Annotated in this window: 18 protein-coding genes; 10 read left to right on the top strand and 8 right to left on the bottom strand. The window is 71.0% G+C overall.

Annotation, left to right across the window (positions count from 1 at the left end; translation table 11 throughout):
* Positions 1-1,106: 1,106 nt before the first annotated feature.
* From E1O70_RS18245 to E1O70_RS18210, 8 genes are all read right to left on the bottom strand, one after another.
* On the bottom strand, positions 1,107-2,249 hold the full coding sequence (locus E1O70_RS18245; RefSeq protein ID WP_061268921.1) for a M23 family metallopeptidase: 1,143 nt from the start codon (positions 2,247-2,249) through the stop codon (positions 1,107-1,109).
* Positions 2,246-2,659, bottom strand: coding sequence for a hypothetical protein (locus E1O70_RS18240; RefSeq protein ID WP_061268920.1), 414 nt, complete (start codon positions 2,657-2,659; stop codon positions 2,246-2,248). Before E1O70_RS18240 ends, E1O70_RS18245 begins: the two co-directional genes overlap by 4 nt.
* Before the next feature lie 176 nt (positions 2,660-2,835).
* Positions 2,836-4,884 carry a hypothetical protein gene (locus tag E1O70_RS18235; protein WP_061268919.1) on the bottom strand — a complete coding sequence of 683 codons (2,049 nt, stop codon included), beginning with the start codon at positions 4,882-4,884 and terminating at the stop codon, positions 2,836-2,838.
* Positions 4,881-7,445, bottom strand: coding sequence for an ATP-binding protein (locus tag E1O70_RS18230; protein ID WP_128957769.1), 2,565 nt, complete (start codon positions 7,443-7,445; stop codon positions 4,881-4,883). The genes E1O70_RS18235 and E1O70_RS18230 overlap by 4 nt, the downstream gene beginning before the upstream one ends.
* Positions 7,435-8,007, bottom strand: coding sequence for a hypothetical protein (locus tag E1O70_RS18225; protein ID WP_061268917.1), 573 nt, complete (start codon positions 8,005-8,007; stop codon positions 7,435-7,437). Before E1O70_RS18225 ends, E1O70_RS18230 begins: the two co-directional genes overlap by 11 nt.
* 44 nt (positions 8,008-8,051) lie before the next feature.
* Entirely contained in the window at positions 8,052-8,420 is a 369-nt protein-coding gene (locus tag E1O70_RS18220; RefSeq protein ID WP_061268916.1) for a hypothetical protein, read from the bottom strand.
* On the bottom strand, positions 8,413-9,210 hold the full coding sequence (locus tag E1O70_RS18215; RefSeq protein WP_167496906.1) for a conjugal transfer protein: 798 nt from the start codon (positions 9,208-9,210) through the stop codon (positions 8,413-8,415). Before E1O70_RS18215 ends, E1O70_RS18220 begins: the two co-directional genes overlap by 8 nt.
* 269 nt (positions 9,211-9,479) lie before the next feature.
* Complete coding sequence (locus tag E1O70_RS18210; RefSeq protein WP_128957770.1) at positions 9,480-9,773, bottom strand: hypothetical protein; 294 nt, start codon at positions 9,771-9,773, stop codon at positions 9,480-9,482.
* Positions 9,774-9,994: 221 nt separating this feature from the next.
* Here E1O70_RS18210 and E1O70_RS18205 point away from each other — a divergent pair, with 221 nt between their 5' ends.
* The 10 genes from E1O70_RS18205 to E1O70_RS18160 all read left to right on the top strand — a co-directional run bounded on the left by E1O70_RS18205 (position 9,995) and on the right by E1O70_RS18160 (position 18,688).
* Positions 9,995-10,846: a sigma factor gene (locus tag E1O70_RS18205; RefSeq protein WP_061268913.1), complete on the top strand. Its 852-nt coding sequence runs from the start codon at positions 9,995-9,997 to the stop codon at positions 10,844-10,846.
* A gap of 497 nt (positions 10,847-11,343) precedes the next feature.
* Positions 11,344-12,300, top strand: coding sequence for a ParA family protein (locus E1O70_RS18200; RefSeq protein ID WP_061268912.1), 957 nt, complete (start codon positions 11,344-11,346; stop codon positions 12,298-12,300).
* Positions 12,297-13,007, top strand: a complete 711-nt coding sequence (locus E1O70_RS18195; RefSeq protein WP_061268911.1) for a hypothetical protein — start codon at positions 12,297-12,299, stop codon at positions 13,005-13,007. The genes E1O70_RS18200 and E1O70_RS18195 overlap by 4 nt, the downstream gene beginning before the upstream one ends.
* On the top strand, positions 13,004-13,696 hold the full coding sequence (locus E1O70_RS18190; protein ID WP_061268910.1) for an SAF domain-containing protein: 693 nt from the start codon (positions 13,004-13,006) through the stop codon (positions 13,694-13,696). The genes E1O70_RS18195 and E1O70_RS18190 overlap by 4 nt, the downstream gene beginning before the upstream one ends.
* A 1-nt stretch (position 13,697) precedes the next feature.
* Positions 13,698-14,537, top strand: coding sequence for a hypothetical protein (locus E1O70_RS18185; RefSeq protein WP_061268909.1), 840 nt, complete (start codon positions 13,698-13,700; stop codon positions 14,535-14,537).
* Entirely contained in the window at positions 14,534-16,087 is a 1,554-nt protein-coding gene (locus E1O70_RS18180; RefSeq protein WP_061268908.1) for a TadA family conjugal transfer-associated ATPase, read from the top strand. The genes E1O70_RS18185 and E1O70_RS18180 overlap by 4 nt, the downstream gene beginning before the upstream one ends.
* A complete protein-coding gene (locus E1O70_RS18175) occupies positions 16,084-16,974 on the top strand; it encodes a type II secretion system F family protein (RefSeq protein WP_061268907.1) in 891 nt (296 codons plus the stop codon). The genes E1O70_RS18180 and E1O70_RS18175 overlap by 4 nt, the downstream gene beginning before the upstream one ends.
* Positions 16,971-17,867 (top strand): type II secretion system F family protein, encoded by an 897-nt coding sequence (locus tag E1O70_RS18170; RefSeq protein WP_128957771.1) that lies wholly within the window; start codon positions 16,971-16,973, stop codon positions 17,865-17,867. The genes E1O70_RS18175 and E1O70_RS18170 overlap by 4 nt, the downstream gene beginning before the upstream one ends.
* Positions 17,868-17,961: 94 nt before the next feature.
* A complete protein-coding gene (locus E1O70_RS18165) occupies positions 17,962-18,144 on the top strand; it encodes a hypothetical protein (RefSeq protein WP_061268905.1) in 183 nt (60 codons plus the stop codon).
* 118 nt (positions 18,145-18,262) lie between these two features.
* Entirely contained in the window at positions 18,263-18,688 is a 426-nt protein-coding gene (locus E1O70_RS18160; protein WP_061268904.1) for a TadE/TadG family type IV pilus assembly protein, read from the top strand.
* Positions 18,689-18,697 lie beyond the last annotated feature (9 nt).

Here is an 18,697-nt window from a genome sequence, read left to right as displayed (position 1 = left end):
CCCAGCCCCGCGCGAGGAGCGCGTCGCCATCGGCTGTGTCGGTGCGGCGCTCCACACGCGAAGGGAAGCTCCAACACACCCCGGCGAGCATCGCCCAATGCATGCGCAGCGAGGTCTGGTCGAACGCCTCGCTCGGTGCGAGGCGTCGGCGCTCGGCCGCGGCCTTCACGAGGCACTTCGACGGCGCCGACGCTCCACCCCCAGCGGAGATCCGGCCGTGACCAGCCGCACCGAGTGCATCGCCAGGCGCATGTGCAACGGGTCGGGCAACAGGCCACCGTCGGTCCCCGCGGTCTCGCACGCGCTGTGCAACAGGTCGTGTGGGCGTCCGAAGGTGGCCCTCGACCTCCTGCGCGCCAGCTGCTGGCCGTGACCGGGCCACGGGCCGGGGAACCAGGCCGGGCCACCGGGCCGGGCCACCGGGCCGGGCCACCGGGCCACGGGCCGGGCCACGGGCCGGGCCACGGGCCGGGCCACGGGCCGGGCCACCGGGTCAGGCCACCGGGCCGGGCCACCGGGCCACGGGCCGGGCCACCCGGCCGGGCCACCGGGTCACGCCACCGGGCCGGGCCACCGGGCCACGGGCCGGGCCACCGGGTCAGGCCACCGGGCCGGGCCACGGGCCGGGCCACCGGGTCAGGCCACCGGGCCGGGCCACCGGGCCACGGGCCGGGCCACCGGGTCAGGCCACCAGGTCAGGCCACCGGGCCACGGGCCGGGCCACCGGGTCAGGCCACCGGCCACGGGCCGGGCCACCGGGTCAGGCCACCCGGCCGGGCCACCGGGTCAGGCCTCCGGGCCGGGCCACCGGGCCACGGGCCGGGCCACCGGGTCAGGCCACCGGGTCACGCCACCGGGTCACGCCACCGGGCCACCGGGCCGGGCCACCGGGTCAGGCCACCGGGCCGGGCCACCGGGCCGGGCCACCGGGTCAGGCCACCGGGTCAGGCCACCGGGCCACGGGCCGGGCCACCGGGTCAGGCCACCCGGCCGGGCCATGGGCCGGGCCACCGGGTCAGGCCACCAGGCCGGGCCACCGGGAACCCCGGTCAGGCCGCCGGGCCAGCACGGTCACCAGGTCCAAGGGCCAGCACGAGTCGTCGAGGTTAGGCAGATGCGGCCGAGGCCGACCCGAGCTGGATCCCACGCTCGGCCATGAAGGGTTCGGGATCGAGTTCCTTGCCGTCGATGGCGACCTCGAAGTGGAGATGGCAGCCCGAGCTTGTACCTGCGCCCTGAGGGTCACGAGCTCGGTCGCCTCCCATCGACGCGATCTGCTGTCCGGCGGTGACGGTGTCGCCCACCTTCACGAGGAAGGTGCCGGAGAGCACGTGGCCGTAGAGGGTGGTCACGCCGTTGCCGTGATCGATCTTGACCATGTTCCCGACCCCCCAAGGGGTCAGGCCGGCCGAGACGACGGTGCCAGCTGCGGCGGCGTGCAGCGAGGTGCCGCAGGTGTTCGCGATGTCCTGGCCCAGGTGATAGGTCGACGCACCGGGGATACCCGTGTTACGAGGCCCGAAGCCGCTCGCCTTGCGGCCGACTGCGGGGTTGGACCAGCCGTCGCTGGTCGCCACGACGTCCCCCGCGACCGGACCCGCGCACGGCGCGGAAGGGGCGGTGTCCGTGAGGCCCGGGATCTTCTCGAGCCCGGTCAGGGACTGCATGACGAGCAAGGCGTCGTCCCAGTAGCGCTGGTAGTGGAATGGGTCGGCGTTGCGCTGCGCCTTGTGAGCCGCGATCGTCGGCTCGAGGCTCTCCCAGCCCGGGACGGCGAGGAGGCGGTCGTAGTACCTGCTGCTCGACTCCCAGGGGTTCATCCGGCTCTCGACCGAGCCGTACCACTTCTGCTCCTGGAACATCCCGATCGAGCTGGTCAGGGTTCCGTCGGGGTTCCGTACCCCGTGGATGTCGTCGCCGTAGGAGAGGTTCCGCATCCCCGACTCACCCATCGCGGTCATGACCGCGATCGCCTGCGCTCGGACGGGAGCCCCCCGCTCTTCGCCGACCCGGATGATGATGCTCGCGTTGACGAGCTGCTCCCCGGCGTAGGCGCCGACGGCCCCGAGGCCAGCGACGGCGGCCTCGTCGACGGACCCAGCAGAGGGGCCCTCCGCGCTGCAGCCGCTCTGAGGTGTGGCAGTGATGACTGCCAGTACGCCGAGGCCCCCGACCGCGACGGGGATCGCCAGCGCGCCACCACCCAGCACGAGTGCGGCCGCGACGACGGCGCCGGTGGCCTTCTTCATGACTCCTCCTGGGGGCGGATCTCTTCGACCAGCCACGGGCTCGCGCCGTCGAGGCGCACCAGCACCACGGTGTAGGGGCCGCCGTCGGTGGGTACGCTCGCCCGCGCCAGCAGCGGGCTGTCGGCCTCCTCGACGTCGGGGGGGCCGGTCACCGTGCTGATGGGCACGAGGCGTACGTCGACGCTCTCGTAGATCTGCGCCGCGTTTCGCGTCAGATGCGGGTCCAGCTGGGCCCACCACGCATCCTGGGCGAGGTCGGTGCGCGCAAAGGTGGCTACCGCCGCGGCCGCCGCCTCGCTCGCCGTGCCAGCAGCCGCGGCGTCCCACACCGCCGGTGCCGGGGCCGCAGACACGTCAGCCTCGTCGAACCCTTCCTCGTGCGCGTCGTGGTCGTGGTCGTGCTCGTCCACGGCACCTACGTCGCCCGGCGAGGCCGAGGACGGCTGGCTCGGGGCCTGTGGTGCTCGCGGTGAGGACGACGAGGTCTCGGCCGGTCTCGGGTCCTCGGAATCCGTCGTCGTCGGCCATCCGTGCCAAGCCAGCAGCAGCACGCCCACCACGACGAGCGCGATCGCGAGCCTGCGCCTCACTGTCCGCCTCCCGAACTCGCGCGGCCGGCGAGCCGCTCGCGCAGCCGCGCCGCGACGGCGCCGGCACCGGGGTCGCTGACCTCGACCGGCTTCGGGCGCGCCACAGAGGGCGCCGGCGCGACGGTGGTGTGCTCGCGCTCGAAGAGCTCCACTCGGCCACCACCGGTCTCGACGGTCCGGGACCGGTATCGCACGCCCGTGCCCTCATCCACCGCGCCGCGGTCCGTGGGGCGCATCCGAGCCGCCTGCAGCTTCTCCCGCAGCGCCGCGTTGCGCTCCGACCGCGCGGCCCCGGCGACATCGACGGCGCCCTGCACCACCTTGGCCGCCCTCGCGACCTTGGCGGCCTTCGCGCTGGCAGTGGCGACCTTGGCGCTCGTCGCGGCTGCCGAGGTACCGCCCGAGGCGAGCATCGCCCCTCCCTGGGCGGCGAGGCTGACGGCCTTCTTTGTGCGCTGGCGCAGCTTCTCCGCGGCCGTGATTTGCGGGCGGCGCGGCGCTCCTCCGAGGAGCCCAGGGGTGGAGTTGCTCGGCTTGTCCACGCCTGATCCGCCCGGGGGCAGTGCCAGCGGCGCGGTTCCGGGCTGCAGCTCGGGGCGGACCCGCGGGGGCGCCTGGTTCGACGCAGGTGCGGGCAGAGGCGCGGGCGTCGTCCTCGGCGCGATCGGCGGCCGGCTGGGGATCGGAGGCTTCTTGCGGTGCAGCCAGGCCTGGTAGCCCATCCGCATGGCCTTGCCGGCGGCGGCCGACGCCGCGGGCATGAGGACCGGCTTCGGCAGCGTCGACGGCTTCGGGCCGAGGGCAGCAACGCGGGCCGCCAGGTTCGTCAGGCCCTTCTTCACCTTGTGCCTCATGAGGAACAGCACGATGAGGCCGACCACGAGCAGGGTGTTGAAGATGCGCATGCGCATCGCCCACGGGATCACCGTCGAGTTGGAGAAGTAGAGCTCGAGGAGCTTCATCCACCCGACGATGAAGACGGCGACCAGAGCGATCAGGACCGCGGCGTAGAGCGCCATCGCGAGCGACTTGAAGAGGGCAGCGCGCGGCGCGCCGGGCACGACGCCCATCGGGAGCAGGAGGATCGTCTTGATCCCCTGCCAGCCGGCTCCGAGGACCGTGGCGATCATGAGCGCGACGAGCACGTACGTGAAGAGGGCGAAGACGAGCGAGCTCGGGAACATCTCCCAGACGTTCGCGGCTCCGTAGGGAGACGGGTTGTCGGCGTAGGCCTTGAACCAGGGGTCGCACTCGCGGATGTTCTCGCGTGCGTCCTCTTTGCCGACCCACTCGTCGTAGGTCGCTTCGCAGGAGGTGCCGTCGATCGGCGCTCCGTAGTTCGCGATCTGATGCGGGATGCGGATCATCGTGTCGACGAGCTGGGCGCTGATCCCGGTGACGAAGGTGTCGGTGTCCGAACCACTCATCGACTCACCGTCGGTGGCAAGAGCGGTCGCCAGGTCGATACCCGCGTCGCGCCCGCCCATGATGAGCCCGTCGTCTCCGCCGATCACACCCATGGGGTTCGCGAGGATTCCGGTGGCCAGAGCGGCGACAGTGCAGCCGATGAGGAGCTCGGCGATCCCCCCGCCGTAGCGGCCGCGGAAGAGCCAGTACGCCACGACGGCGCCCAGCACGGTGAGCATGAGGGGCCCGATGCCGATCATCGAGACGGCGCGGTCGGTGACTTTGGCGAACCCGATGAGCGGCGCGAAGATCCAGTCGATCCACTCCATCCGCATGACCCACTCGAGCATGAAGATCATGCCGGCGACGTTGAGCTTGTAGAGCTCCCACCCGGCCTGCATGATCAGCGCCCACACGAGCTTGCCGGTGTCACCGGGGTTCAGCCGGTTGCCGTCGTTGAGGTCGAGGGTGAAGCTCGACAGCGGGATCCCGCGCGAGTCCTGGAGCAGGTCCCCGAGGCCGCCACCCTGGGTAGGCGCGGGGTCGTCGGCTGCGGTCGCGCTCGACGCGCCGACCGCCACCGCACCCACCGCGGCGGCCACGGTGAGCGCGGTGCGCAGGATGATGCGGCGGTTCACGCGGCCTTCTCCCCGCTCGAGGTCGTGGGCGTGGTCAGGACTGCCTGAGCTCGCGTCTCTACCGCGGGCACGAGGACCTTGACCCGCCCGACGCGAGCCTGGAAGTCGCGGACGAGACACTCGCCGCGGCGCTCGAAGGGGACGCCGTCGCCGTTGAGCACGGGCGATGTCTCTTCCGCGATGAGGCTGACGAGGGCAGGGTCGACGTCCTCGCCGGGGTTCAGCCCGAGCAGCCAGCGCAGACCTCGCTGGGCGAGGGTCTTGTCGCGGTGCCGCATCAGGATGCGGAACGGGATGAGGCCGCGCATGACCTCGTCCCCGAAGTCCGCCTCGGGGTCGTGGGAGCCGATCACGAGCGCGGCCAGGTGCTTGCGGCCGTCGCGGACGAAGCGGCGAAGCTCGCCGGCGCCCTCGGGCGAGCACGTGACGGAGTGCGCCTCGTCGACGACGAACACGCCGAGCTGGCTCGAGGAGGCGAAGCACCGGGCGCGGGCGATGGCGGCGACGAGGGCGTAGACGGCGCGGCCGAACACCTTCTCGAGCTTGAGCTGGGCGAACAGGTGCTCCTGTCGGATCTCGTCGGGGTCGGGAAGCTCGAGCAGCCGAGTCCAGAAGACGAGGGCGGGGGCGTCCATGTCGACGGGCGGCAGGGTCTCGTCGAACAGCGCGCGGCCGAAGTCTTTCGTCGAGAAGACGTGGATCTTGCGCGCGACGTCGTCGGACCCGGGGATGATGCAGTCCGTCGAAGCCAGGTGCTCGGTGAGGGTGCCGAGGCTGGTGATGCGGTGCCGCTCGAGGTAGGCGGCGCCGAGGACCTCGTTGAGCACGATGCCCTGGTCGCTGGTCGCCGAGACGTTGAGCAGCGCGGTCAGGAACGACTGCGTGATGCGGCCGGCGGAGGCCGGCGGGAAGATCCTGAGCGGGTCGAAGGAGTGTGCGGCGTGCTCGGAGACGTCGACGACGACGGACCCCGGTATGGACGCCACGGCGTGTCCCCACTCGCCCATGTCGGTGCGGTCGATCGCGATCAGGGTCGCGCCGCGGTCGACGGCGTCCATCGTGATCTTCTTCATGACGACCGACTTGCCTGCACCGAGCTCACCGACGACTCCGACGGCCATTGCCACGTCGAGCTTCGCGCCTGACCCCTTGAGGTCGATCAGGACGGCGCGCGGGAGGCCGGAGGAGATCTCGAGGCCGAGCAGCGAGCCCTGGGAGTCCCCCACCGCACTCGACGTCACGGGAACCGCCGCGGCGAGATGGCGGGCGGTCGTGATCTGGCTGTACTGATGCACGACGCGGGTCGTGGGGACGCCCGGCAGCATCGCCCACCACAGCGCCTCTTGTGCGGTCGGGTCCGCGACGACCTTGAACTGGGCGGACGCGTAGTAGCTGGTCAGGTCCCGTGCTGCGTCCTGGACCTGGTCGGGGGTGTGGCCGGCGACGGCGAAGATCGTCGTGGAGGCGGCCTCGACCTCGAGCTTGTCGTTGTCCATCAGGGACTGGTACTCGGCCAGGTCGTAGGCCGCGTGCGAGAGCTGGCTGCCCGCGCCGGCGCGATTCTCGCCCTGGCGCTGCACCAGCTGGTCCTCGAGGTTCGCGTTGGCGCGCCGGTTCTTCGACGTGACCTCCTCGCGCGTGCGGATGGTGATCCGCTGCGCGAAGTCCACGAGGACGCCGGACTCGTCCAGACGCCCGAGCCACTCACCCCCCGGGAAGCGCACGCCTCCGTCGGGGGTGTCGGCCAGGACCAGCATCGTCTGGTAGGACGCCGCGCCCGTGTCCGGGTTGGTGATCTTGAGGTACCTGCGCTTGAGGATGTCGTTCGGCCCCAGGGGCTTCGGTCGGCGGCCGTCGGTGTCCGACTGGCCGCAGGGGTCGATGACGGGACTCGGGATCGCGGAGGGCGACTGCAGCAGGAGCGACTCGGGCTGGTTCGCGTCGGCACCGGGGACGGGCAGGTCGAGGCCGAGTCCGCGCTGCTGGGCGTGCAGGTGCATCCAGACGATCTCCGCCTGGGTCGCGGGGCGGGCGTCGAAGCCTCGTTGCCCACCCGGCAGCGCCTTGCGCAGCTCCTCCGCCTGGGCCTGGCGGGCGGAGATCTCACGCAGGGACGGACCCGTTCGGGGCATGGCGAGTGCGTCCTCGAGGTTGGCGAACGCGGCACGAAGGGGCTCGGCCCACGACCGGTTGCCCTCGTTGCGCAGCGGTGTGGCGAGCCAGAAGACGCGCTCGCCGAGCTCGATGCCCTCGAGGAAGTCGAGGGTGGCTTCGCACTCGGCCACGAGCTCGGGGTGCTGCTCGAGCTCGATCATGTCCGAGCCGTCCCGCAGCATCTGCGCGACGACGGACGCCGGGTCGACGGTGGCCGTCGCGCCGAGGAGCAGCGCCTCGCCACGCAGCGCGCGCAGCAGGCCGGTGTGCATCGCGCGCACCTCGCTCTTCGCGGCGTCGGGACGCAGCCCGTAGGGCAGAGCCTCCAGGCGCCACACCGCCCACACCACGCCGGAGCGCGTCCACATGAGGCCGGGCGCGAGTCCGGCAATCTGGCTACGCATCATGGTTCGAGTCCTTCCCTGCGACGGCGGACGCGAGAAGGCGCCCGACGCCCGTCAGCTGTGATGGTGCTGTGCCGGCTACCTCAACTACCTCGGCCGCCGCGGCAGGCGGTTCCTCAGCCACCGCGGCGGTCTGTGCAGGCGCGGCCGTGGTCGCTCGGGTGGCGCTCACACCGCCGCTCGCGGCGATCTGGTGTCGAACCGCGTGAGGCCGAGCAACGCGCATCGCCCGCCCGTTCTGGACGCCGCCGGGAGTGCTGATGAGCAGCCCAAGGCCGTCCGCAGCCCACGCGATCGGGTTACGCCCGGTGGACGGCAGCCGGCCCGCGAGAAACGTCAGGCCCAGGACCACGGCGACGAAGACGACGACGTTGATCAGCAGGCCGAAGACCGCCCAGATCGCGGTGGTCTTGGCCATCACGAGCGCGCTACCACCGCCCACCGCGAGCTGGGTGATCGTGTAGGGGCCGCCCGGGATGGCCGTGCCGTCATGCAGGCGACCGATCAGGATCGGGATTCGACGCGCACGCGTGTAGAACTTGGCGCTCTCGATCTCCTCGGACATGGCGTCCTCCTCTCAGGGGCACGACGGCACGCGCCGTTCGCGGATTACTGGGCGTCGACGCGGTCGAGCTGCGTGAGGGAGGGCGGAGCGGACTGGATCGTCTCGTCGACCGAGCCCGCGATCATGTCCACGCCGCCGAACACGACGAGCCACAGGGCGACTGCGGCCACGAGACCGGCACCGATGAGAGCTCCGACGGCGCCACGCGCCTTGACGAAGATGACGAGGATGATCACCACGGCAGCCAGTCCGATGACGGCCTTCACCGCCCCCGTCGCCTGCGCGGTCTGGTCGTTGACGATGTCCCAGATGCTCGCCGTCGGGACCGGGCCGGCTCCGTGGAGCGCGCCCCCGGACGCGAAGACCTGCTCCGTAGCCCGCGTGATCGCCGCGGGCACCACGATGTCAACCATTGATCTCTCCTTCGTCAGCGGCTTCTGCCGCGGGTGTGACCGTCTCGCCGTCGGCGAGGCGGAGGTTGGGGAAGGGCGTGAGGTCGCTGACCTCCCACCGACCGGCACGCGCGGTGAGCTCGACGCCGTACTCGGCGGTGCTCGCCTGACCGTCCACGCGGGCGAGTTCCACCCGCGCATGCACGTGCACGACTTGGCCCTCAGCCGGGGTGGCCTCGTCCTCGACCGCCGTCGTCGCGTCGAGGCGGCGGAGGTCGACCGCGGTGTACGGCGCGGGCACCACCGCCGACACGACGACGCCCGGGCTCGTGAAGCGCGAGATGTCGCCCTCCCCCGCGAGCATGGCCGCGAGAAACTGCGTCACCGCCTCGCTGAGCGCGCCGGTCGTGGGGACTGAGACCGGGTACTCCAGGGCCGTGCCCTCCCCGACGGCCGGGCCAGCGACCGGCGCCGGCAGCGTCAGCGCCTGAGCCGCGGCGCCCGACTCGGTCACCGCGACCTGGATGGGCACGGCGAAGTAGCGGCGGGACCAGGTGGGTTCGTCCTCGGTGCCCTCAGCGGCAGGGACCTGGACGTCGACGCCGACAGTGATCGACCAGACGCCCCGCTCCCCCTCCGTGACGGAGGCGACGGCGACGTCGCGCACGGTCTCCCCGACCTCGGGGAGGCGTCCCGTGTCGCCGGCGTAGAGCTCTGCGAGGCGATCGCTGTCCTCGCGCGAGGCGGTCAGCCAGGTCTCCACCAGCACCCGGGCGCGCTCCCCCGCGACGCTGGCCTCAGACCAGGCCACGTCCGTGGTGCTGGCCGGCACGGGCGGGGGTGCGCTCGACGAGCCGCCCGCCAAGGAGATTCCGAGGCCGAGCGGCCCCATGGCGACCAGGCACCACAGGCCGGCGGTCGCTGCCTTGGCCGTCAGAGCCGTGCCCCCTGTCCAGGCGTTGGTGCGCACCGGCTCCGGTGTGCCGTAGTTCGGCTCGGTGGGCGGGGGTGTGTTCGCGTGGGCCGGCCTGTGCCGTTCCGCGGGCACGCGCTCCCGCCGTCTCTTCGTCGTGAGGGGGCTCATGTCGCGCTCCCGACGGAGTCTTCGTCCGGGATCGCCGCGAGGTGCGCGTCGATTCGACCGCGCGCCTCGCGTCCCTGCTGGGCCCGCGCGCTCGTGAGCGCCGCGTTCAGCGCGCGCGCCGTCTGCGCGCTCGACTCGCTTCCCAGCGGGTCGCGGCCCAGCTGCTCACGCAGGTCGTCGACAAGGCGCGAGACGACGGGCCCCACCTCGCGCCGTGCCGACATCACGGTCGACAGGTCGAGGATGCAGGCGCCCTCCGGGTCGCTGTAGACGTCGGGCATAGATGTCATCTCCGCGCTCCTGGCACTCGTAGTAGTGGTTCCTCACCCACAACCAACGGGTCCCGAGGGAAGCCGTGTGACATCACCCAGCGCGCGGTCCGGTTGGGCCACAGTCTGCGAAATGGCCACTGACCTGCGGAAACATCGAGGCGGAGTCAATGTGATCTAGATCACACTCTGCGCTAGGTCGTGAGCAACAGGTCCGGGCAACACCCCGTGAGGAACGTCAAGTGCGGACGTTCGAGGGGAGATTCAACATGTCCGCACAGACACTTCACGAGCTCGACCGCGAGTGGGCCGCACTCATCGAGCAGGGCGACTTCGCCGACCGCGTCGACGACTGGATCCAGCGCTGGCCCGCCCTCGCGCCGATGGCGCGCATCGACGGCGGCGCCCCCGGCAAGGCGCGCTTCACGGCCCCTGAGGCCGACGAGATCTTCGCCGCGCTCCTTGAGGAGCGAGCGCGCGGCGACTACCCCGCAGGCCGCCTGGTGCTGCAGTGCATGCTCCCGGCTATCGCGCGCATGGCTCGGCGCTGCCGGGGCCGCTACGAGGATCTCGACGAGGCCACCTCCGACGCTACGGCCGCGATGTGGTCTGCGATCGCCACATATGACGTGGCGCGCAACCCGTCGAACATCGCTCGGCGGCTGTGGTCGAGGACGCTCGAGTCCGTCGCCGGAACCGCCCGCGCCAGCGCCGCACACCGCAGAATCGTCACCGTCGCCGTCGCCGACCCCGTCGGCCTGCTCGACGGCGGCCAAGGTCGATCCCTCGCGGACAGGGAGACCCACTCCCCCATCTCGATCGAAGAGATCTCGCACCTCGACCTCGGACCGACCGGTGAAGTTCTTCGGCTCATTGCGTGGGGCGTCGACATCCAGGCGCTCTCTTCCGACGACGCACTTCTGCTGGAGCGCCTCTACGCACCCGATCCAGACCGCCCCGAGTACGCAGAGCTCCAGACTGGCCGATACCAGGAGTGCGTCGCCCGCCAGCTCGGCATCTCGCACGCCGCGCTCCGAGCGCGAGCGAGCCGCGCCGTCCGCCGTCTCGCCAGAGCGGTCCAGGCGGCCCTGTAGGGCCCGATCAACCCTCCCCCGGTGTCTTCGTCCGGGCGACGCGAGAACGGCCGCCAGAGGCGCCCGCAAGTCGCCGCGGCTGGTGCCCGGCCTCGGGGCAGGAATCGAAGGGGCATGGTGACCAGCCCACCGACGTACCGTGCGGGACAGGCGATCCCTCCATTGGATGTTCGCTTCGGACACATCTTCCGTACGTGCTGGGTCTACTGGCTACCCCGTGGCTTTCAACATGCTTATTGCTGCCCACTTGCGTCCCTGTAGTACGTCTTGTGTTTGATGCTTGTGTGCCTACTGACGGCTGGCCATGTTAGATCGACAAGAGCATCACGCGTCTTACGCTTGTGGGTCGTGTTTGACACGCGTAGTGTTCGCCCTGTACCTGCCATAACTCCATGCTGCGCCGCAGGGAGGCCAACACCTCTCACCCGGAGTCATCATGGTGTCAACCGAGAGCGATCACGATGCTTCCACCACTAGTCCGTATCCTCCTCCGAAGAGTGATCACGGTCGCCAACTCCAAGGGTGGAGTTGGCAAGACTGCCATCACCGCGAACGTCGGCGGCCTGCTCGCAGCTGCGGGCCTCCGAGTGCTGCTGATCGGCCTCGACTCACAGGACAACCTCGGCGAGGACCTCGGCTACACGTACGACCAGAAGTCGGATGACGGGCAGGCCCTCCTGACCGCCATCCTGACGGGCAAGCCGCTCGAGCCCACGAAGGGCATCCGGCCGAACCTCGACGTCGTGATGGCGGGGGAGCACACCAAGGAGCTCGCCTGGCTGCTGGAGCAGCGCAGGGCCGCGGCCTCGACCAACGAGCAGCGAGAGAAGGTGCTCAACAGCCTCGCGATCTCGCTCGCACCCATCGCCGAGCGCTACGACGTCGTCCTGATCGACTGCCCTCCGATGGGTGACCTCCTCCAGGAGATCGCGCTCGCGGCCTCGCGCTGGCTGCTCATTCCGACGCAGGCCGATGCCTCGTCCAGGAAGAGCGTCCGCTTGCTCGCCGAGCGATACCAGGTCGCCCTGGAGTCGAACCCGACCCTCGGGCTTCTCGGCATCGTGCTCTTCGCCACCGCGTCGTCAGGCACCAAGATCCGCGAGCGTGCGCGGCGCGACATCGCTGCCGACCTCGGCACCGCCGAGCCGCTATTCGATGCCTACATCCGATGGGCTCAGGCACCTGCGATCCAGGCACGTAACGCCGGGCTCCTGGTCCACGAGCTCGAGCAAGAGGCAGCCGACCAGCCCAAGTGGTGGGAGTCGCTGCGGCTCAAGGTCGCCGGTGAAGAGGTCGCGACCAACGTCGGACAGGCGGACGAGACAGAGGAGCGGGTCGCCGGCTCGGTGTCGAGCCTCGCGGGGGACTACCAGACGCTCACCCAGCAGATCGTCACCAAGCTCCAGCACGAAGAGGACGTCGCCGCGGCGGCAGTAGGGGAGGGCCAGGCATGAACGCGCAGCGCAAGGGGCTCCCGCCCAAGGACCTGGGGGGCGTGTTCGGGACGGGCCGCACTTCCGGTCTCGTCGGCTCTCTTTCCCCGGTAACTCCGAGCGTCGGTGCCGACGCTCTGGCCGAGGAGCTCGCGGCCGAGCAGGTGCAGGAAGAAGAGCAGACTCGCACGCCCGAGCCCGCCTCCCGCAGCGAAGCGGACCCGGCGGCCGCGGCCGATGACAGTGGCGCGAAGAAGGCCACGACCTCGCGGCCGCGGCGCACGCGCAGCGCCAAGAAGGGGGCGGACGCGAGCGCGCCCGAGCGCGAGCCGAAGCACAACTACCCGGTCTATGTCCCCTCCGTGTTGCGGGCCGAGTTCAACGAGCGGCGCGCCGAGCTCGGCACCGAGAACACCCTTCTGTACTTCGACGCCATCGATGCCCTCATCGATCACGACGCCGCCGACCCGTACGCGCGCCTGCGGGGGTTGGTCGGCGAGTCGCTGGTGGGGCCGGCGCCGAAGTCGCTGTTCGACCGGGCGCCCGCTCGGAAGCGAGCTCCCCAGGAGAACCTGGGCGCGCCCACGCAGCTCGTGCTCCGGGTCACCCAGCACAACCAGACCGTCCTGGACTCGCTCGTGACCGAGACCGGGGCCAAGGACCGCAGCCACCTCGCCACCGTTGTCCTGTCCGCATACCTCAAGCAGCAGGGGGAGAAGAAGAGATGAGCACGCCCACCCAGACCCGCGTCGAGGCCCGGCGCGCGGCAGACACCGCGCCTTCGGTGCAGATGCCGGCACCACCGGCGAAGACGACCAAGCTCTCACGTCGTCCGGCCATCTACGGCCTCGGCGCAGCGCTCATCGCGCTCGGCGGCCTGACGAGCTACTACCTCGTCACCACGCTCGGCGACACCGTCCAGGTCGTGGCTGTCGCCGGCCCCGTCTCGCGAGGCGACGTCATCGCGGCCGAGGACCTCACCGCAGTTGATCTGCCCGCCGGTCCCACGACGCTGTCCACGGTGCCGGCCGAGGAGATCGGCAGCCTCATCGGACAGCGCGCCGCCGTCGACCTGCTCCCCGGAAGCATCCTCACCCCCGCGGGCGTCGTCGACGTGCTCACGCCGCCCACCGGGGAGTCCATCGTCGGTGTCGCGCTGGCGAGCTACCAGATGCCCACCGAGACGCTGCACGCCGGCGACCAGGTCCGCATCGTCGAGACGCCGGTCAACCAGGGCGAGCCCCCCGTCGAGGAGCCGCGAGCGATCGAGGCCGTCGTCGTCTCCGTCGAGCCGAGCGCGCAGAACGTGGACCAGACGATCGTCAACGTCCAGGTCGACAGTTCCGACGCCGCGGGCCTCGCCGCCCGCTCCGCGACCGGCCGCGTAGCCCTGGTCCTCGACTCTCTGGAGAACTGACGTGGCCGTCATCGCACTCGCCTCCGCCAAGGGCTCTCCCGGCGTCACCACGACCGCCCTCGCCCTGACCCTGCTTTGGCCGCGCCCCGCGCTCTACGTCGAGGCCGACATCGCGGGGTCGACGGTCATCCCTGGTCTGCTCCAGGGCCAGGTCGACGCCGAGAAGGGCCTTCGCGACCTCGCGATCTCGTACGCGACCAAGGGGGATCTCTCCGACCTGTGGCAGCAGACCTACCACCCGCAGCAGGCGGCCAACCTTCCGTGGAAGGCGCTCTCGGGTCTCGACGGCGTCAACGAGACCAAGGCCCTGCTGCCCGGGATCGCCGGGCCGCAGATGTCACCCATCCTGCGCGAGGTCTGGCGGCCGCTGGCCGAGCACCTCGTCTCCCTCGAGCGCGGGGGAGTGGACGTCATCGTCGACCTCGGCCGCATCAGCGCTGGCCGTGACGAGCGAGACCCGCTCATCGCCGCCGCCGATCTCGTGCTGCTCACCACGCGTTCGAGCCTCGCGAACATCGCTGTCACCGTGCAGCTGCACGCCGAGCGCGCCCAGGGTCAGGACGCGAGCGCGCGCGAGCTGTCGAACCTCGGCCTGCTCGTCGTCGGTCCTGGCCAGCCGCACTCGGTGGCCGAGATCTCGCGTCTGACGGAGCTCAGCCCGCTGAGCGAGACGATCGCGGCCGACGGCCCGGCGGCCGACGTGCTCGCCAACGGAGCCCCAGCCGGGAAGTTCACGCGGTCCGCCCTCGTGCGCTCTATCCCGCCCACCATCAGTGCCATCCAGGCCCGGGTCGCCGCGCGCCGGGCTCGGCTCGATGCACCCGTAGGAGCACGCTCATGACCACCGAGACCCAGCGCGAGGAGCAGGACCTCGCCGCACTGCCGATGTTCCGCAGCCGCCCGGCCTCCGTCGACGTCCGCGCCGCGCTCGCAGGGACCTCGGCGCTGGCGCCGGCCACGAACCATCCAGCCAGCCAGCCCGGCGGCGGAGACGTTCCGACGAGCCTGCCGGCCACTGCCGCGGGCGAAGTAGTCGACGCCGCTGCGGACCGTGAGTTCTGGCGCACCGTCCGCGAGCTGCGCGAGGAGGTCTCTCGTCGCCTCACCGATGACCTCGAAGCCCGAGGCGTCGGCGGTACCGATGTCGCCGCGCGCGAGGCGCTCGGCCAGCGTCACATCCAGCAGGTCGTGAAGGACGAGAGCGAGAGGCGCCTGGCACGCAACCTGCCTGCCCTCGACGCCGACTACGAGCGGCGGCTGCTCAAGGCGCTGTTCGACGCGATGTTCCGCCTCGGGCGACTGCAGCCCCTCGTGGACCGCGAGAACGTGGTCAACATCGAGATCTCCGGCCACGACCGGGTCCTGCTGCTGTTCGCGGACGGCAGCCACGAGTGGGTCGCGCCCGTCGCGGACTCCGACGACGACCTGATCGCGTTCGTCGCGTTCCTCGCCGCGCGTGACCCGAACATCGAGCACACCTTCACCAGGTCCAGCCCGCACCTGGAGATGCCGCTTCCGGGACGAGCCCGCCTCGCCGCTGCGGCCTGGGTCACCCCTCGCCCGCGCGTCACCATCCGACTGCAGCACCTGAAGGAAGTCGATCTCCCGATCCTGCGCGACCTCGGCACCATCGACCGCGTGCTCGAGGAGTTCCTGAAGAGCGCGGTCCTGGCCCGCAAGACCTTCGTGATCGCCGGCCAGGGCCAGGGATCGGGCAAGACCACCCTCCTTCGAGGCCTGGCCAGCGCCCTGCCCCCGATGGAGTCCATCGCGACGATCGAGACCGACTTCGAGCTCTACCTCCATGAAGAGCCCGAGCGCCACGGGCGCGTCTTCGCTCAGCAGGCACGACCAGGATCGGGAGAGCTCACCGCCGCCGGCACGCGTGCTGGCGCCATCACCACCTCCATGGCACTCGAGAAGGCCCTTCGCCACAACATCGACCGCATCATCGTCGGTGAGGTACGCGGGCAAGAGGTCGTCGCGATGTTCGAAGCCATGCAGGGCGGCAACGGCTCGATGAGCACGGTCCACGCGGACGCCGCGCGCGACGCCATCGAACGTCTCGCCGGGATCGCGGCCAAGGACAAGACGCTGTCGGAGACCTACGCCTACCGGCAGATCGCGCAGACCATCGACCTGATCATCTACATCTCCGTCGAGAGGGACGACTCGGGCGCGCCCCACCGGTTCATCTCCCAGATCATCGAACCCGTCAAGGGAGAGCGCGAGAACCCCTACAACGTCACCGACGTCTTCGTCCCGGGGGCCGACGGGCGCGCCGTCCCTGCGAACGCGCCGTCGTTCGTCGACGACCTCGTCCGTGTCGGATTCGACCGCCAGCTGCTCAACGCCCGCCAGGGCCTGTGGCACGAGGGAGCCTCCCGATGAGAGCACTCGCCATCACCGCGGCCACGATCGCCGTCGCCGTCGGGATCTGGCTCGTCGTCGTCGGCCTGCACAAGGTCGACCGCACGCCAGAGGCCAAGCCCACCCGGACCGCCCCGTTCGGCCACGAACTCGCACGCTTCCTCGGCCTCGCCGATGGAGGGCCACTCGCCCGCCACCGGTGGGTCTTCCTCGGCTCCATCGTGGTCGGGATCGTCGCCGCCATCACCACCGGCTGGTACATCCTCATCCTCATCCTCCCGGCCGCCGTCGTCGGGCTGCCGTCGCTGGTGCGCAAGGACTCCAGCTCGCGCGAGGCGGAACGGCTCTCCGACCTGGAGGCCTGGATCCGCAGCCTCGCCGGCATCCTCGTCGGTGGCGCGGCAGGTCTGGAACAGGCGCTGCGCGCGTCCCTGGCCTCCGCACCGCCCACCGTGCGTCCGGCGCTCTCGCGGCTCGTAGCCCGTCTCGACGCCCAGCAGCCGATCAAGCCTGCGCTGCGCCTGTGGGCCGACGAGATGAACGACGCCACCGCCGACCTCATCGCCGCGGCCCTGATCCTCGAGTCCGACCGGCGCGAGGGCGCCATCAGCCGCGCGCTCGAGGAGCTCGCCGACACCGTCGGCCAGCGCGCGAGCTCCATGCTGGAGATCGAGTCCGAGCGCGAGTCCCCGCGCTCCAACGCCCGCTGGATCACGCTCATCACGCTGGGATTCCTCGGGCTCATGGCATTCACCAACCCCGTCTACATGGAGGCGTACGAGGGCCCGTTCGGCCAGCTCCTGGCCCTGGTCTTCATCGCCGCCTACGTCGGGTGCCTGCTGTGGATGCGCAAGATCGCGATGGGCCGCCCCCAGCCGCGGTTCCTCACCGCCACTGAGAGGTCATGATGCTCACCTGGATCCTCGCCGCTCTCGCCGGGGCCGTCGCCGCCGCCGGCCTGTTCCTGATCATCCGCGAGCTCGCGCCGGCGCACCCGAACCTGCGCTCCGCCATCGACCGCATGTCCGGGGCCGACCGGCCCGCAGTCGTCGCGGTCCCGGACGACGCAGACGTCACCGACCGGGTCGGTGCCTGGGTGCAGCGCCGCGGTGGACTGCTCACCGTCAAGGGCGTCAGCCCCAGCAACTCCGACCTCGATCTCATCGGTCTGACCACCACGCGCCTGGTGGGCAAGAAGGTCACCTTCGCCCTCGTCGGCCTCTTCGTCGGTCCCATGATCGGAGCGATCTTCGCGGCCTTCGGCACCACGCTCCCGGTCACCGTGCCCGCCGGGCTCGCCCTCGCGGCCGGTGCGCTCGGGTGGTTCTTCCCCGACCTCGAGGCCAAGAGCCTCGCGGAGAAGGCCCGCAGGCAGTTCTCCCAGGCGGTCAGCGCGTACATGGACCTGCTCGCCATCGAGCGAATCTCCGGCGCCGGTGTCGCGCAGGCGACCCAGGGCGCCGCGGAGGTCGCCACGTCGTGGCCGTTCCGCCGCATCGCGGCCGCGCTCGAGCGCGGCCGCTGGGCGGGCCAGGCACCGTGGGACGCGCTGACCGAGCTCGGCGACGAGCTCGACGTGCGCGACCTACGCGACGTCGCGAACATCATGCGGGACGCCGGCAAGGAAGGCAGTGCGATCGTCGAGCCGCTGCGCCGCCAGGCCGCGACCAAACGCAAGGCGGACCTGGCAGCAGATGTCCGCCAGGCCAAGCGAGAATCGGTCCAGATCTGGGTCCCGGTGACGGCGATCGCGATGATCTTCATCTCGATCGCGATGTACGCCGTCATCTACCAGCTCTGAGATCTCGCCGACACCCACCCGGGTGTCACACGACGGCCCTTCCGGGCCGTTAGTTCAGGTATCAGGGGTTACATCGCCAAGCAGGAGGCACAGCATGAGCACCAAGTTCGCAGCCAAGTTCCGCACCAGGACGGCGAAGCTCGCCGAGCGACTCAACGACGACCGGGGCGACGTCAGCCTCACCCAGGTCCTCGTCACCATCGGGCTCCTCGCCCTCGCCGCGATCGTCATCGCCGCGCTCACGACCAAGGGCACGACCCTCACGGGCCAGCTCTGACCGCCACGACGCCCACGCCGGCCCGATCGTGATCTCGCGAACGGGCCGGCGCGGGTGTAGGGTGGCTTTGTCAGCAAACAATCTTCCTCGGGCGTCTTTCCCGAGGTAGGGGGCCCACATGGCAACGCGTACGATCCGACACCGCCTCCGCGCCCGCTGGGCGGCGGCCCGAGCCGACGACAGCGGGGCCGTCGCGCTCGAGGCGGCAGTCGTCGTCCCCGTGCTCCTCATCGTCGCCTTCGCGCTGATCCAGATCGGGCTCTACCAGCACGCGAACAACGTCGCCCAGAGCGTCGCGAACGGCGCCGTCCAGGTCGCCCGGATCGACGGCGGCACCGACCAGGCCGGCTACGCCGAGGCCCACTCCCGGCTCTCGAACGCGAACGGCGGGCTGCCCGAGGCGTCGGTGTCCATCGCCCGCGGAGCACAGAACGTCACGGTGACGGTGACCGGCAAGGTCATCTCCATCGTCCCGCTCCTGCCGAACCTCACCGTCTCGCAGACCGCGACCGGTGCCATCGAGCGATTCGAGGGCCAGCCGTGATCGCCTACC

It is taken from the genome of Cellulosimicrobium funkei (assembly GCF_004519295.1).
Taxonomy (GTDB): Bacteria; Actinomycetota; Actinomycetes; order Actinomycetales; family Cellulomonadaceae; genus Cellulosimicrobium; species Cellulosimicrobium funkei.
Note: the sequence above shows the minus strand (reverse complement) of the source record. Positions and strands in the feature narration are given on the sequence as shown.

What these genes read in the sequence shown, in the direction of transcription:
- E1O70_RS18175 (WP_061268907.1), top strand. Translation starts at nt 16,084, where the DNA reads ATGAGAGCACTCGCCATCACCGCGGCCACGATCGCCGTCGCCGTCGGG.
- E1O70_RS18180 (WP_061268908.1), top strand. Translation starts at nt 14,534, where the DNA reads ATGACCACCGAGACCCAGCGCGAGGAGCAGGACCTCGCCGCACTGCCG.
- E1O70_RS18210 (WP_128957770.1), bottom strand. Translation starts at nt 9,773, where the DNA reads ATGACATCTATGCCCGACGTCTACAGCGACCCGGAGGGCGCCTGCATC.
- E1O70_RS18160 (WP_061268904.1), top strand. Translation starts at nt 18,263, where the DNA reads ATGGCAACGCGTACGATCCGACACCGCCTCCGCGCCCGCTGGGCGGCG.
- E1O70_RS18165 (WP_061268905.1), top strand. Translation starts at nt 17,962, where the DNA reads ATGAGCACCAAGTTCGCAGCCAAGTTCCGCACCAGGACGGCGAAGCTC.
- E1O70_RS18225 (WP_061268917.1), bottom strand. Translation starts at nt 8,007, where the DNA reads ATGTCCGAGGAGATCGAGAGCGCCAAGTTCTACACGCGTGCGCGTCGA.
- E1O70_RS18195 (WP_061268911.1), top strand. Translation starts at nt 12,297, where the DNA reads ATGAACGCGCAGCGCAAGGGGCTCCCGCCCAAGGACCTGGGGGGCGTG.
- E1O70_RS18230 (WP_128957769.1), bottom strand. Translation starts at nt 7,445, where the DNA reads ATGATGCGTAGCCAGATTGCCGGACTCGCGCCCGGCCTCATGTGGACG.
- E1O70_RS18220 (WP_061268916.1), bottom strand. Translation starts at nt 8,420, where the DNA reads ATGGTTGACATCGTGGTGCCCGCGGCGATCACGCGGGCTACGGAGCAG.
- E1O70_RS18170 (WP_128957771.1), top strand. Translation starts at nt 16,971, where the DNA reads ATGATGCTCACCTGGATCCTCGCCGCTCTCGCCGGGGCCGTCGCCGCC.
- E1O70_RS18245 (WP_061268921.1), bottom strand. Translation starts at nt 2,249, where the DNA reads ATGAAGAAGGCCACCGGCGCCGTCGTCGCGGCCGCACTCGTGCTGGGT.
- E1O70_RS18190 (WP_061268910.1), top strand. Translation starts at nt 13,004, where the DNA reads ATGAGCACGCCCACCCAGACCCGCGTCGAGGCCCGGCGCGCGGCAGAC.